A 13,401-nucleotide genomic window follows, 5' to 3' on the forward strand; every position below is an offset into this window, starting at 1 on the left:
TCTTACTATCATACAATTTAATCAAAAAATAGAAAAGAAATACGCGCATACAACATGTACAATCAATAAAAAAAGGATGCACTTTAAAAGGGGATAAGGTATTATGATAAGGTGTGAAAAATTACATATTCGTTATTAAGGAGGCACTACTCGTGGCTGATTGGTTAATTGGAATAATCATGGGGGCTGTTGAAGGTTTAACAGAGTTTTTACCAGTTTCATCAACAGGACATATGATTTTAACAGGTCATTTACTTGGATTTGACGACGAGAGAGCGAAAGTTTTCGAAGTTGTTATTCAATTGGGATCGATTTTAGCAGTTGTTGTTATATTTTGGAAGCGTCTATGGTCTTTAGTAGGTATAGGGAAAGTAACAGAGGGACCATCGTTAAATTTATTACATATTATTATCGGGATGATTCCTGCTGGCGTACTTGGCGTATTGTTCCATAGTGCGATTAAAGAAGTTTTATTTGGGCCAGGCCCAGTTGTCATCAGTTTAGTGGCTGGTGGTATTTTAATGATTGTTGCTGAGAAGTTTTCGAAACCAAGTACAGCAAGAACATTAGATGAAATCACATATAAGCAAGCTTTTACAATTGGAATGTTCCAATGTTTAGCGCTTTGGCCAGGATTTTCTCGTTCTGGTTCTACAATAAGTGGTGGTTTATTAGCTCGCGTGTCACATACAGCGGCGGCTGAATATACATTTATTTTAGCAGTACCAATGATGGTAGCTGCAAGTGGTTTAGATTTAATTAAAAGCTGGGATATATTAAGTGCGGCTGATATCCCGTTATTTGCAACAGGATTTATTACAGCATTCGTTGTTGCGATGCTTGCAATTGTTTCATTCTTAAAATTATTAGGTCGTGTAAAACTAACACCGTTCGCTTACTACCGTTTCATTTTAGCTGCGGTATTCTATTTCTTCATTATGTAATAAAAAAACTGCCGAGTTCGGCAGTTTTTTTATTTTACTACTTTTTCCATCATGCTTTCCATTACATGTTCCCAAAGAGAAGTATCATCCGCTAATGTAGCACGGAAATTAGCGTACATTTCTTTTTGTTTTTCTTCGAATGTTGGATCTTCTTTTTCAGGTAATGTAGCGCGCATTGAAGTTACTAACTCTTGTACTTTTGGAGCGCGTGGTCCCCAAACGGCTTGTTCATTTCCATCTTTATCAATGAAAATAAAAATTGGAATGGCACGTGCTGTTCCATTTGTTAAATATTGATCCATTAATTCTAAGTTTTCATCGCGAATTAATAATCTCATATCAATATTTGCAACTTCAGAAATTCGTTTCATAACAGGTACGCATAAAAGAGCGTCACCACACCAATCAGCTGTTAATACGATAACACGCCAGCCATCATTTTGGCGTTCTTCTAATACAGGAAGTAATTCATTTGGAATTAAAAAGTTATTGTAAATGTGCAGTAGCTCGTATTGATTTACTTTCATTTCATTCACATATGTATCAAAGGACATACCTTTATCAGCCCATTGTTGTAAGTTCATAAGTAACACCTCTTTAGTATGATTTGTTTTCATTGTACCAATTTTTATATAGAAAAGCTTGTATTCTTACTCCTTCTTGTCACTTAATAATTTATTTAATAGGAAAAGGAATAGTACGACACATAATTCAGCAATGTTGGACAGTTGAACACTCTCTATCCAATCGTCGGCAGTATGAATGACGAACCAATCTAGCGTAATTTCAATGATTGCAAAAAGAGTAATAGCCAGCCAGTTTGGCATGTTTTTTGTCATTGGATATAGCAACGCCTTGAGGAAACCGAAGATAAAGAATGTAATACCGTCTAAGAAAGTGATTAATAAAAAAAATAGAAGTAAAGCAGTGCGTGATCTATACTCTATACCTGTAATATGAAAGATTCCTACATATACAAAGAATATAAATGCAAAAATTATAATGAGAAACAGAATAACAAAACCAATAATCAAAGTCTTATCTTTTAGATTGAGATTAGAAAATTTGTCTTCTTCACTCACTATTCTATCTCCTTTTTCTGGAAATTTAATTTTATTGTATCATGAAATGTCTATTAAAAAACTACGAATTATGGGGAAATAAGGTGACAAAAAGTAAGATTTCATGTAAAATTATTAATAAGGTTTTTATTTAACTAAATGAAATAAAAGGGGCTGTCAAAATTGTCTCAAAATCGAGAGCAATTAATGGAAGAACTATCGACAAATGTTTTTGCTATGTTCCGCACGTTGCGTAATGATATTGGAAAGATATTTGGTGGTTACATACCGTGGAATGAGTTCATCGTCCTTAGAATATTGAATCGTACGAATAAAGAAATGGTATCACGTGTAGCCAATGAGTTAAATGTGTCGAATAGTCATATTACAGCTGTTACAGAAAAATTAATTAATAAAGGCTTTGTAACCCGTTCACGTTCTACATCAGATCGCAGAGTTGTATATTTAGAGATTACAGAGCAAGGAAAAGATTTAGTTGCAAAAATGGAAGGGGAGAAAAAGAAATATTTACAAGAAAGATTCTCCGCGCTTTCAGAAGAAGAAATGAATATAATGATATCTATTTCTAAAAAACTTATTTAAGTCATTACAAGTAAGAAAACGCTTACGTATTGAAGAAGAAGGCTTTCCTTATATGAGGAAGGTCTTCTTTCGTATGTAAAAGATTATAAAAAAGAAAATATGTAACATACTACTAGTAAAGGAAGGGGGCAAAAATATGACAAATCGAAATGGTAGTAAAGGGAGCGGAAATCAAGGCTCACCAAAATCAGGACAATTTCAGCAAGAGTTTAGTGCGGAATTTGATACTGGTAATGATAACAAAGGAAAAGAATATCGTTCGAAAAAAGGAAGTAAATCAAAAAAGGAGTGAATCATTTCACTCCTTTTTTGATTTAAGATGCTGCAGATTGATCTGTATTATATTTTTCTTCTGATTTTGCGACGATCATTGCACAAATTGCATCACCAGAAATATTTACAGCTGTTCTTGACATATCTAGAATGCGGTCAATACCGATAATTAAGGCAATACCTTCTACTGGTAGATTTACTTGATTTAAAACCATCGTAAGCATTACAAGTCCAACACCTGGTACACCGGCAGTACCGATACTAGCTAGTACAGCAGTTAATACGACGACAGCTAATTGGGACATAGTAAGATCAACTCCGTATACTTGAGCGATAAACACAGTTGCTACACCTTGCATAATGGCAGTACCATCCATATTAATCGTTGCACCTAGTGGTTGTACAAAAGAACTTATCGCTTTTGGAACGCCAAGTTTTTTCATCGCAAACGGAAGAGATGCATTAGAGCTAGATGTACTAAATCCAATTGCCATTACCGGTCCGAAATGTTTAAAGAAACGGACAATACTTTCTTTTGCTAATACCTTTAATAATCCGCCATAGACGAAGACGCCGTGAATAATAAGTACTAGCATAACGACAATCATATACTTGAACATCGCAGCGACGCCTGCAAGACCCATTTTACCAACGGATGAAGCGAGCAATCCAAATGTTCCGATTGGCGCTAATTTCATAACGAGATTAACAAGATACATCATTAATTCGTTGCCCTGTTCAAGTAATGAATGGATACCTTGAACCCGTTTTCCTAAAATAGCTATACCGAGTCCGATTAATATGGCAAAGGCAATAATTTGTAACATGTTTCCATCAGCCATCGCTTTTGCTGGGTTATCTGGTACGATATTTAGCAATGTATCCACGAAAGATGTTTCGGTTTTTGCCCCTTCATATTTAAGCCCTTCTGTTTTAAAGTTACCGCCAGATCCTGGTTGAATAATCAGTGCAAATGTAACTGCAATAGAGATAGCAACGGCTGTAGTTACAAGAAAGAATGAAATTGATTTTAAGCCGATTCTTCCAAGTTGTTTCGGGTCTCCAAGCCCAGCAGCTCCGAGCACGATAGAAATGAATACAACAGGAACAACTAGCATTTTAATGAGGCGAATAAACAATTGACCAAGTGGATTGAACACATATTGGTTTAATGGTTCAAAAATGGATGGTGCAGCTAAATTTAAAGTGAGTCCAACAACTAAACCGAGAAATAATGCAATTAAGATTGCTTTTGTTTGTTTCAATAAAACCCCCCTTATTTTTGTGAAATTGCTTTCTACATTAATTGTACCGAAAAACTACTTGTTTTGACATTATTTTCTGAATATTTTGTATAAAAATTTGTGTTTAAATATAGATTGCTTTTGCTAAAGTAAGCAAAAAAGTTGGGGAATCTAGTTAGAAAACAAAGTAGACCATCACATAAGATGGTCTAGGGAAGGGGACAATTTATGTCAATTTAATTAGGGATGGAAGTTGTTCAAGACACTGGGGAATGTCTTATAAATTAGGGAGGAACAACTTCGATACATATACTATAAAAGATAGAAGTGACCTTGGTGTGAACATAGAGTGAAAGGGAGAGGGAGTTTTAGATAAGAGATAGAGTAAACAAAAAATAAGACCATCACATAAGAGATGGTCAAGGAAGGGGACAATTTATGTCAATTTAATTAGGGATGGAAGTTGTTCAAGACACTGGGGAATGTCTTATAAATTAGGGAGGAACAACTTCGATATATATACTATAAAAGATAGAAGTGACCTTGGTGTGAACATAGAGTGAAAGGTATGAGAATTTGAGAAATGATACATATAAAATGATTGTTGCGAGAGTTGTAGAGTACGAATAAATATAATAGAAAGTTTCTTGTCATAAAATGAAGTGGAGTTCGAGTATAAATAAAAGTTGAAATCTTTAAAAAAAAGGATTATGCTCAACTATATTATAAGAATATAAGGTTTATCCCGCTATGTAAGGTTTCTTATAAGCCTTTAGTTATGAGGGGAAAAGGGAGTTAGTGAATATGGAAGTAACAAAAAGACAAGGGCTGTATAATCGTTTTATACGATTAAATCCACCACAAATATTAGCATTAGGTTTTTTCTGCTTAATTGTGGTTGGCGGTTTGTTATTAAAGTTACCATTCGCAACGAAAGTACATATTAGTTGGGTAGATGCTTTCTTTACGGCAACGTCAGCAGCAACTGTAACGGGATTAGGGGTAGTAGATACTGCAAGTACGTTTACGATGTTTGGCGAGATTGTTATTATGTTTTTAATTCAAACAGGTGGTTTAGGTCTTATGACAATTGCCATTTTAATTGTTTGGGTATTAGGTAAAAAAATCGGGTTACGCCATCGATTATTAATCGGAGAGGCATTTAATCAGACAAATATAGGTGGTCTTGTAAAATTAGTAAAGCGTGTCTTTATATTTTCAATTTGTATTGAGCTTATTGGAGTCATCTTTTTATCGTTTCGCTTTATTCCAGAGTTTGGCTTTGGAAAAGGTGTATACTATAGTATTTTTCACGTTATTGCATCTTATAATAATGCTGGATTTGCTCTATGGCCGGATAATTTAACAAGGTATGTAGGAGATCCTATTATTAATATTGGGATTTGCTCTTTAATCGTAATAGGTGGTCTCGGTTTTACCGTATTAATTGATATATGGTATAGTCGTAGCTTTCGAAAATTATCACTTCATTCTAAAATCATGATTGTTGGAACAGTAGCGTTAAATGTTATAGCAATGATTGTGATTTTTGTATTGGAATATAATAATGTGAAGACGTTAGGGAATTTACCTTTAAATGAAAAGTTATGGGCTTCTTTCTTCCAAGGTATTACTCCTCGTACTGCTGGATTTAATACAGTTGACTACGGGGGAATGGAAGAATCATCTATATTATTTACGATGGTTTTAATGTTTATTGGTGCAGGAAGTGTATCAACAGGTGGAGGGATTAAATTAACAACTTTTGTTATTTTAGTTACATCCGTTCTTTCTTTCTTTAGAAAAAAAGAGGAAATCGTTTTATTTCAGCGCACTATAAAAATGTCAACAGTAACGAGAGCGTTAGCCATTGCTGTTGCCAGTCAAATACTCATTTTTGCAGCAGTATTTGTATTAATGCTTACAGAAAACTTTAGTTTTATTCAGTTACTATTTGAAACAATTTCAGCGTTTGGAACAGTAGGGTTAACGATGGGGATTACTGCAAAGTTATCAGCGTTTGGAAAATGTATTATTATGTTTGTTATGTTTTGTGGATTAATTGGACCGTTAACACTTGTTTTTTCTTTAGCGCGACCAGCAAAACAAAAAATCAAATATCCATCGGAAGATGTATTTACAGGATAAGGTATCCCGCATAAGCGAGATACCTTTTTCTTTTTAAAAAAGGGAGAACAATAATCCGACAAGTGCTACTCGGAATAAAATTGCAATGAGTGCTGCAATTCCGCCGACAATCGCAGCGATACCACCAGTTACAGTAGCTCCGCGATTATAAGCGTAAATTCCTAGTAATACAGAAACAAGACCAAATAATGTTGGGAAGGTAAAGAGTGATAAGATAGATAAGGCAAGAGCGATAAAGCCAGCAGTTGATCCAGCGGCGGACGATCTTACATCATCTTTATTATCTTTCTCATCGTAATCATAATCAATGCGCTGTGGTGCAACCTCAGCTGCATATTCTTCTTTATAGTCACTATAATCACTATCTATTCTATCTCTTTTTTTATACTCATCAAATTTCTCAGTCAAAGTCATGACTCCTTTCATAACAAGGTTCAATAGTAGTATGCATCTCTTTTTCTTTTTTATCCCGCTATTTGTGGCCCGCAAACGCCCGATTGGTAAGGGTTAATACTTAGTGGGTGATGAACAAAACCTCATTGATTAAAATTTTACTTTATCCGAGCTTGTACAAGGCGTAATTCCACTTAGAAGAGTGGAATTATTTTTTTGAAATAGGAAAAGTTAGTATGACTTCCTCTATTTTGGAAAGTATAAAAAAGAATAATGAGGAAAGGGTGCAATACATAATGGAACATCCAATTGAAAATTTAATGAAAACAGCAATGACAAATTTAAAAGAAATGGTAGATGTAAATACGATTGTTGGAAGTCCAGTTTCAACAGCTGATGGAAATGTAGTATTAACAGTATCTCAAGTGGCTTTTGGTTTTGGTGCCGGTGGAAGTGACTTTAAAGGTGATTTTATTTCCGAAAAACATAATAACGGACAAGGGCAGCATAAAGAGCACAAGCAAAGTCATCCATTTGGAGGCGGAAGCGGGGCTGGGGTTTCTATTAGCCCAGTTGCTTTTTTAGTAGTCGGTTCTAACGGTGTGCAAGTATTACACCTCAATAGTAGTACACATTTAATTGAAAAGGCTTTAAATACGGTACCAAGCACTGTAGATAAATTTGTAAATGGTCGCCAAAAGTGAACTTGCATTTTTTAGGAATTATGATATATTAGAAAAAGTGCGCTTTAAGATGATCGGAATAATTGAACTGTAAATATATATGATGTGTGGAATAAGGGAGAGGAATTTATGATTAATATCAAAAACTTAGTAGTTGGCTTATGTATGTTAGTAAGCGGTTTTGTTGTATATGTAATAAAAGAAAAAGCTCCATTCTAAAACAGACAAACCGTTACTGTCTGTTTTTAATTTGTAAAAAATGTTGACAAGTTATTGTATTGGTGTTAAAATTTTAATTCGTGTCTCGGTTACAGCTAGTATAAAGTAAATAAATCTTATAAATGTAATACGAAAAGTTTGCGAAAGATCGGGTAGTCTTACCAACAACTTTTGTGAACAAACCCTATAAATTATTATTGTAGGCTTTATATGTATACTAGTGAATCAAGGAGCGGTCAGTGGAACCGTAATGATGAGAGAGAGGTAGGGCTTTCATCCAGTATATGTTACTTTCCCGTTAGGTGAATATAAAAAAGAGGACTCCTTTTCAAAAGGAGTCCTCTTTCTTTTTTAAGTGCGGCTCTCAACTTGCTGACAAATTTCATCTGTTGTTAAACCATGAGCTGCAATTACCGATCCCTTAATTGATGCATCTGCAATACCCATCATATTAGAATCTTGCCCAGTTACAACACAACAATCGCACCCTTGTGCATCATGTTCTGAGCCCAGGGTAACAACTTCATGTCCCTGTTGCTGAAGAGCTTGTTGAACATCTGTTAATGAGTTTTCAACGCCAATTCTAGCCATAATTCTCACCTCCTACCATCTAGTTGCTAGTATGCTCTAGTACATCGTATATATTTATGCAAAGACGGTAGGAAGCATATATTTATCCTGCTATTTACGGATAGCTTGATTAAAGTATCACTTTATTTAGTCGTTATATACACCAGTAAGCATTTGACTTACGAATTGATCGTTTAAAGTATCTTGGGCAGAAGAAGTATTTGAATGAATGTCAATTGAAGCAATAAAATTATTATGTTCTTTATTATTTGATTCTACCTCTACATAATTATCGAATTTACAAAAACCTTTCGTATCCATTAGATCAAATAGTTGAAGCATTTCTACTACCTCTTGTCTCGTTCCTTTAATTTGTACACACGCCATATTGATTTCCTCCTTCATTTTGACAAATTGTTTTTTAAAAATAGGATTATGATTACGAAACGAAAAATATGAATGTTATTTTTAGACAGCGTTATTTTTATTATTTTCCCCCTTTTTCAGCAAAAGTCGTTATATATTCCCGAATTTATAAAAACGGACGTCCGTTTATTGAATACAATAGATTCGTATCAATTGATGAAAATCCTTCTTTTAAACAAATATTTTTTTTAGGGGAAATTGACGAAAAAAATTTTTTGACTTTTTGTAAACGTTAACAATGCTGTTAAATCAATATAATCAAAGATGTATGTACGATTAAAAATTAAAAATTTTCTAAAAATTTACTTGATTTATTTAGAAAGGAGAGTAAACTAGGAAACAATAAAAAATTCATAGAACATAGGAGGCGCTTTCCAGTGAACGAGCAATGGATTTTCTTAAATGGAGAATTTGTTCCAAAAGACGAGGCAAAAGTTTCAGTATATGATCATGGTTATTTATATGGCGATGGAGTATTTGAAGGAATTAGAGTATATAGCGGTAATGTTTTCCGTTTGAGAGAGCATCTTGTCCGGTTATATGAATCAGCAAAATCCATCATGTTAGAAATTCCATATTCTTTAGATGAAGTAACGCATATTGTTGTTGAGACGATTCGACAAAATAAATTATCTAATGGATACATTCGCCTTGTTGTATCGAGAGGAGCAGGAAATCTTGGATTAGATCCTGATTCTTGTAAGAAACCGAATGTAGTAGTAATTGCAGAACAACTATCTTTATTCCCGCAAGAATATTATGAAAAGGGGATTCCGGTTGTAACAGTTGCAACGCGCCGAAACCGTCCAGATGTTTTGTCGCCTCAAGTAAAATCTTTAAATTACTTAAACAATATTTTAGTTCGTATTGAAGCGAAATTAGCTGGAGTACAAGAAGCACTTATGTTAAATGATCAAGGATACGTAGCTGAAGGATCGGGAGATAACGTGTTTATTGTAAAAGGAAATAAATTAATTACACCACCAAGTTCTGCTGGAGCGTTAGAAGGCATTACACGAAACGCTATATTAGAAATCGGTGAAAAACTTGGATATGACGTTAGAGAAGAGTTATTTACAAGACATGATGTATATGTAGCTGATGAAGTATTTTTAACAGGAACGGCTGCTGAAGTAATTGCTGTTACGACAGTAGATGGTAGAACGATTGGTTTAGGGCAAACAGGTCTACATACGAATCGTTTATTAGAAGAATTCCGAAAGTTAGTTGTAGAAGATGGAGAGAAGATTTACGAAGAAAATAAAGTTGGATAGCAACTCTTTATAACAATAAGAAAGCGTTGAGAGGGAGGAGTAGTTGATTGTGAAGCCTCACAGAGAGTCGGTGGTTGCTGAAAACCGATGGTTCACGTCGACGAACATCGCCCTTGAGTGCTAAGCTGAAGCATTTGTCTAGGCTTAGACGGTAGCTCCGTTATTAGCTAGACTCATTTATGGGTCACTGAGGCAAGAGTATTCTTGCGAAGAAGGGTGGTACCGCGAAATCTTTCGTCCCTTCAGCACATAGCTGGAGTGTGGACGTAGGATTTTTTTTATTGATAAAAGTTTTCAAAAAGGGGGCTTATAAGAACAATGTCTTCAAAAACGGAAGAGAAACTGGCAACTGGTGCACAGCTATTGTTAGAAGCGTTAGAAAAGGAAGGAGTAGAAGTAATTTTCGGTTATCCTGGTGGTGCTGTTTTACCTCTTTATGATGCACTCTATGACTGTGAAATTCCGCATATTTTAACAAGGCATGAGCAAGGAGCTATTCACGCCGCGGAAGGGTATGCCAGAATTACTGGCAATCCAGGGGTTGTCATTGCAACGAGTGGGCCAGGTGCTACAAATGTTATTACGGGCCTAGCAGATGCGATGATTGATTCATTACCACTTGTTGTATTTACAGGGCAAGTAGCAACGACATTAATTGGAAGTGATGCTTTCCAAGAAGCGGATATTATGGGGCTTACGATGCCAGTGACAAAACATAACTATCAAGTGCGAAAGGCTTCAGATTTACCTCGAATTATTAAAGAAGCATTTCATATTGCTAGAACAGGAAGACCAGGCCCAGTCGTTATTGACCTTCCGAAAGATATGGTAGTAGAGCAAGGAGAACGATGTAATGACGTACAAATGGATTTACCAGGATACAATCCTAATTATGAACCGAATTTACTCCAAATAAACAAATTATTACAAGCAATTAGGGCTGCAAACAAGCCGTTAATTTTAGCTGGAGCAGGTGTATTGCATGCGAAGGCTTCGAAAGAGTTAACAAGTTTTGCTCGTAAATATGAAATTCCTGTTGTGCATACATTACTTGGTCTTGGTGGGTTTCCGCCAGATGATGAACTTTTTCTAGGAATGGGAGGAATGCACGGTTCTTACACAGCCAATATGGCGTTATATGAATGCGACTTACTTATTAATATAGGTGCAAGATTTGATGATCGTCTTACTGGGAATTTAGCTTATTTTGCTAAAAAGGCGACTGTTGCGCATATCGATATTGATCCAGCCGAAATCGGAAAAAATGTGCCGACTGAGATTCCAATTGTTGCAAGTGCTAAGCGAGCGCTGGAAGTATTACTTCAACCAGAAGGAAGGAAAGAAAATCATCATAAGTGGCTCTCTTTATTAAAGAGTAGAAAAGAAAAGTATCCACTATCTTATAAAAGGAATTCGGAAAGTATTAAGCCTCAATACGCAATTGATATGTTATATGAAATTACGAAAGGAGAAGCGATTGTAACAACAGATGTTGGGCAACATCAAATGTGGGCAGCCCAATATTATCCGCTCAAAACTCCTGATAAATGGGTAACTTCAGGAGGATTAGGAACGATGGGCTTCGGATTTCCAGCAGCAATTGGTGCGCAAATTGCAAAGCGTGAGGAATTAGTTATTGCAATTGTAGGTGACGCTGGATTTCAAATGACCTTGCAAGAATTAAGTGTGTTAAAAGAACACTCATTGCCTGTTAAAGTATTTATCTTAAATAATGAAGCTTTAGGAATGGTAAGACAATGGCAAGATGAATTTTATAATCAAAGATACTCGCACTCTTTACTGTCGTGTCAACCAGATTTCGTCGCTCTTGCGAATGCGTATGGCATAAAAGGAGTTCGTATAGATGATCCACTTCTTGCAAAGAAGCAAATACAGCAGGCGATTGAATTACAAGAACCAGTCGTAATTGATTGCCGTGTACTTCAATCAGAAAAGGTAATGCCGATGGTTGCGCCAGGGAAAGGTGTTCACCAAATGGAGGGAGTGGAAAAAAGGTGAAGAGAATTGTTACAGCGACAGTTCGAAATCAAAGTGGTGTGTTAAACCGAATTACGGGTGTTATGACACGAAGACATTTTAATATTGAAAGTATTTCAGTAGGTCATACGGAATCATCGGACATATCGCGGATGACGATTGTTGTACACGTTGAAAATGAACAGCAAGTGGAACAGTTAATTAAACAACTTCATAAGCAAATTGATGTTCTGAAAGTATCAGATATTACAGAAGAAGCGATGATCGCAAGAGAACTTGCACTTATTAAAGTAGCAACATCAGTAGCAAGAGCAGAATTATATAGTTTAATTGAACCGTTTCGAGCCGCTGTAATAGATGTTGGGAAGGATTCCATAGTTGTGCAAGTAACTGGTACGCAGGAGAAAGTAGAAGCATTAATTGAATTACTTCGTCCGTATGGTTTGAAAGAAATTGCTAGAACAGGTGTAACAGCGTTTACGCGTAGTATGAAAAAACAAGATAAGCAAGTTATGTTAATTCAATAACCATTTAAATATAGGGGGAAATGAAAATGACAAAAGTTTATTATGAGAGAGATGTAACGGTAAATGTATTAAAAGAAAAGAGAGTAGCAATCATTGGATATGGCTCGCAAGGTCATGCACATGCACAAAACTTACGTGATAACGGATTTGATGTAGTAGTAGGTTTAAGAAAAGGGAACTCTTGGGATAAAGCGAAAGAAGATGGATTTTCTGTATATACAGTAGCAGAAGCAGCGGAAAAAGCTGATGTAGTAATGATTCTACTACCGGATGAACTGCAGCCAGAAGTATATGAAGCGGAAATTGCGCCAAATTTAAAGGCAGGAAATTCTCTCGTTTTTGCTCACGGATTTAATGTGCACTTTGATCAAGTGAAACCACCAACTAATGTAGATGTATTTCTAGTAGCACCAAAAGGTCCAGGGCATCTTGTGCGCCGTACATTTGCTGAAGGCGGAGCTGTTCCTGCATTATTTGCAATATACCAAGATGCAACAGGAGTTGCGACTGAAAAGGCACTTTCTTATGCTGATGGAATTGGAGCGACGAGAGCCGGTGTATTAGAAACGACGTTTAAAGAAGAAACAGAAACAGATTTATTTGGAGAGCAAGCTGTGCTTTGCGGCGGAGTAACTGCACTAGTAAAAGCTGGATTTGAAACGTTAGTTGATGCCGGTTATCAACCGGAACTTGCATATTTTGAATGTTTACATGAACTAAAACTAATCGTTGACCTTATGTATGAAGGCGGACTTGAAAATATGAGATATTCAGTTTCAGATACAGCGCAGTGGGGCGACTTCGTATCAGGCCCACGCGTTGTTACGGAAGATACGAAGAAAGCGATGGGTGCAGTGCTAGCAGAAATTCAAGATGGTACATTTGCAAGAGGCTGGATTGCAGAGCATAAAGCAGGAAAACCAAATTTCCATGCGACAAATGAGAAAGAGAATGAACACGAAATCGAAGTAGTTGGACGTAAATTACGTGAAATGATGCCGTTTGTACAGCCGCGAGTAAAGGCAGGGGTTAAATAAT

The 13,401-nt window shown here is 35.9% G+C and carries 17 protein-coding genes and 1 other annotated feature; of the genes, 11 read left to right on the forward strand and 6 right to left on the reverse strand.

The window, feature by feature from the left end:
* The first annotated feature begins 152 nt into the window (after positions 1 to 152).
* Positions 153 to 944: a bacitracin resistance undecaprenyl-diphosphatase gene (gene uppP, locus MKX31_RS05155; protein WP_000796250.1), complete on the forward strand. Its 792-nt coding sequence runs from the start codon at positions 153 to 155 to the stop codon at positions 942 to 944.
* Between the two features lie 29 nt (positions 945 to 973).
* Here the strand turns inward: uppP and MKX31_RS05160 are convergent, their stop codons facing one another.
* Positions 974 to 1,561 (reverse strand): thioredoxin family protein, encoded by a 588-nt coding sequence (locus MKX31_RS05160; RefSeq protein WP_002070995.1) that lies wholly within the window; start codon positions 1,559 to 1,561, stop codon positions 974 to 976.
* Between the two features lie 33 nt (positions 1,562 to 1,594).
* Positions 1,595 to 2,026: a YrvL family regulatory protein gene (locus tag MKX31_RS05165; RefSeq protein ID WP_001287952.1), complete on the reverse strand. Its 432-nt coding sequence runs from the start codon at positions 2,024 to 2,026 to the stop codon at positions 1,595 to 1,597.
* A gap of 162 nt (positions 2,027 to 2,188) precedes the next feature.
* Here MKX31_RS05165 and MKX31_RS05170 point away from each other — a divergent pair, with 162 nt between their 5' ends.
* Positions 2,189 to 2,608, forward strand: coding sequence for a MarR family winged helix-turn-helix transcriptional regulator (locus MKX31_RS05170; protein ID WP_000081442.1), 420 nt, complete (start codon positions 2,189 to 2,191; stop codon positions 2,606 to 2,608).
* A gap of 136 nt (positions 2,609 to 2,744) precedes the next feature.
* Positions 2,745 to 2,900 carry a hypothetical protein gene (locus MKX31_RS05175; protein WP_000184929.1) on the forward strand — a complete coding sequence of 52 codons (156 nt, stop codon included), beginning with the start codon at positions 2,745 to 2,747 and terminating at the stop codon, positions 2,898 to 2,900.
* Between the two features lie 22 nt (positions 2,901 to 2,922).
* Here MKX31_RS05175 and MKX31_RS05180 read toward each other — a convergent pair whose 3' ends face one another.
* Positions 2,923 to 4,146 carry a dicarboxylate/amino acid:cation symporter gene (locus MKX31_RS05180; RefSeq protein ID WP_340980226.1) on the reverse strand — a complete coding sequence of 408 codons (1,224 nt, stop codon included), beginning with the start codon at positions 4,144 to 4,146 and terminating at the stop codon, positions 2,923 to 2,925.
* Positions 4,147 to 4,929: 783 nt separating this feature from the next.
* Between MKX31_RS05180 and MKX31_RS05185 the strand changes: the two genes are divergently transcribed.
* Positions 4,930 to 6,273 carry a TrkH family potassium uptake protein gene (locus MKX31_RS05185; RefSeq protein WP_000454120.1) on the forward strand — a complete coding sequence of 448 codons (1,344 nt, stop codon included), beginning with the start codon at positions 4,930 to 4,932 and terminating at the stop codon, positions 6,271 to 6,273.
* 33 nt (positions 6,274 to 6,306) lie between these two features.
* Here the strand turns inward: MKX31_RS05185 and MKX31_RS05190 are convergent, their stop codons facing one another.
* Positions 6,307 to 6,699 carry a hypothetical protein gene (locus MKX31_RS05190; protein ID WP_002007169.1) on the reverse strand — a complete coding sequence of 131 codons (393 nt, stop codon included), beginning with the start codon at positions 6,697 to 6,699 and terminating at the stop codon, positions 6,307 to 6,309.
* A gap of 203 nt (positions 6,700 to 6,902) precedes the next feature.
* On the opposite strand from MKX31_RS05190, the gene ytfJ reads away from it, so the two are divergent.
* Together ytfJ and MKX31_RS05200 are read left to right on the forward strand one after the other, a co-directional pair.
* Positions 6,903 to 7,370 carry a GerW family sporulation protein gene (ytfJ, locus tag MKX31_RS05195; protein WP_064476678.1) on the forward strand — a complete coding sequence of 156 codons (468 nt, stop codon included), beginning with the start codon at positions 6,903 to 6,905 and terminating at the stop codon, positions 7,368 to 7,370.
* A 108-nt stretch (positions 7,371 to 7,478) separates the two neighbouring features.
* On the forward strand, positions 7,479 to 7,568 hold the full coding sequence (locus tag MKX31_RS05200; protein ID WP_000608225.1) for a hypothetical protein: 90 nt from the start codon (positions 7,479 to 7,481) through the stop codon (positions 7,566 to 7,568).
* 351 nt (positions 7,569 to 7,919) lie between these two features.
* On the opposite strand, the gene MKX31_RS05205 is transcribed toward MKX31_RS05200, so the two are convergent.
* Together MKX31_RS05205 and MKX31_RS05210 are read right to left on the reverse strand one after the other, a co-directional pair.
* Positions 7,920 to 8,159 carry a YkuS family protein gene (locus MKX31_RS05205; RefSeq protein WP_000101010.1) on the reverse strand — a complete coding sequence of 80 codons (240 nt, stop codon included), beginning with the start codon at positions 8,157 to 8,159 and terminating at the stop codon, positions 7,920 to 7,922.
* A 126-nt stretch (positions 8,160 to 8,285) separates the two neighbouring features.
* Positions 8,286 to 8,525, reverse strand: a complete 240-nt coding sequence (locus MKX31_RS05210; RefSeq protein ID WP_340980230.1) for a DUF3911 family protein — start codon at positions 8,523 to 8,525, stop codon at positions 8,286 to 8,288.
* A 68-nt stretch (positions 8,526 to 8,593) separates the two neighbouring features.
* On the opposite strand from MKX31_RS05210, the gene MKX31_RS05215 reads away from it, so the two are divergent.
* From MKX31_RS05215 to ilvC, 5 genes are all read left to right on the forward strand, one after another.
* On the forward strand, positions 8,594 to 8,800 hold the full coding sequence (locus MKX31_RS05215) for a hypothetical protein (protein ID WP_048561401.1): 207 nt from the start codon (positions 8,594 to 8,596) through the stop codon (positions 8,798 to 8,800).
* A 141-nt stretch (positions 8,801 to 8,941) separates the two neighbouring features.
* Positions 8,942 to 9,838: a branched-chain-amino-acid transaminase gene (gene ilvE / locus MKX31_RS05220; protein WP_064476677.1), complete on the forward strand. Its 897-nt coding sequence runs from the start codon at positions 8,942 to 8,944 to the stop codon at positions 9,836 to 9,838.
* 17 nt (positions 9,839 to 9,855) lie between these two features.
* Positions 9,856 to 10,083, forward strand: a binding site (T-box leader).
* A 73-nt stretch (positions 10,084 to 10,156) separates the two neighbouring features.
* Complete coding sequence (ilvB, locus tag MKX31_RS05225; RefSeq protein ID WP_064476676.1) at positions 10,157 to 11,857, forward strand: acetolactate synthase large subunit; 1,701 nt, start codon at positions 10,157 to 10,159, stop codon at positions 11,855 to 11,857.
* On the forward strand, positions 11,854 to 12,363 hold the full coding sequence (gene ilvN / locus MKX31_RS05230; protein WP_000822948.1) for an acetolactate synthase small subunit: 510 nt from the start codon (positions 11,854 to 11,856) through the stop codon (positions 12,361 to 12,363). Before ilvB ends, ilvN begins: the two co-directional genes overlap by 4 nt.
* 20 nt (positions 12,364 to 12,383) lie before the next feature.
* Entirely contained in the window at positions 12,384 to 13,400 is a 1,017-nt protein-coding gene (ilvC, locus tag MKX31_RS05235; protein ID WP_340980233.1) for a ketol-acid reductoisomerase, read from the forward strand.
* Position 13,401: the final 1 nt, after the last annotated feature.

This window comes from Bacillus sp. FSL M8-0063 (assembly GCF_038005545.1).
Lineage (GTDB): Bacteria > Bacillota > Bacilli > Bacillales > Bacillaceae_G > Bacillus_A > Bacillus_A wiedmannii.

Coding starts and splice junctions, on each gene's coding strand:
- MKX31_RS05160 (WP_002070995.1), bottom strand. CDS start 1,561: ATGAAAACAAATCATACTAAAGAGGTGTTACTTATGAACTTACAACAA.
- MKX31_RS05200 (WP_000608225.1), top strand. CDS start 7,479: ATGATTAATATCAAAAACTTAGTAGTTGGCTTATGTATGTTAGTAAGC.
- MKX31_RS05190 (WP_002007169.1), bottom strand. CDS start 6,699: ATGAAAGGAGTCATGACTTTGACTGAGAAATTTGATGAGTATAAAAAA.
- MKX31_RS05175 (WP_000184929.1), top strand. CDS start 2,745: ATGACAAATCGAAATGGTAGTAAAGGGAGCGGAAATCAAGGCTCACCA.
- MKX31_RS05210 (WP_340980230.1), bottom strand. CDS start 8,525: ATGGCGTGTGTACAAATTAAAGGAACGAGACAAGAGGTAGTAGAAATG.
- MKX31_RS05185 (WP_000454120.1), top strand. CDS start 4,930: ATGGAAGTAACAAAAAGACAAGGGCTGTATAATCGTTTTATACGATTA.
- ilvB (WP_064476676.1), top strand. CDS start 10,157: ATGTCTTCAAAAACGGAAGAGAAACTGGCAACTGGTGCACAGCTATTG.
- MKX31_RS05215 (WP_048561401.1), top strand. CDS start 8,594: ATGAATGTTATTTTTAGACAGCGTTATTTTTATTATTTTCCCCCTTTT.
- MKX31_RS05205 (WP_000101010.1), bottom strand. CDS start 8,159: ATGGCTAGAATTGGCGTTGAAAACTCATTAACAGATGTTCAACAAGCT.
- ytfJ (WP_064476678.1), top strand. CDS start 6,903: ATGACTTCCTCTATTTTGGAAAGTATAAAAAAGAATAATGAGGAAAGG.
- ilvC (WP_340980233.1), top strand. CDS start 12,384: ATGAAAATGACAAAAGTTTATTATGAGAGAGATGTAACGGTAAATGTA.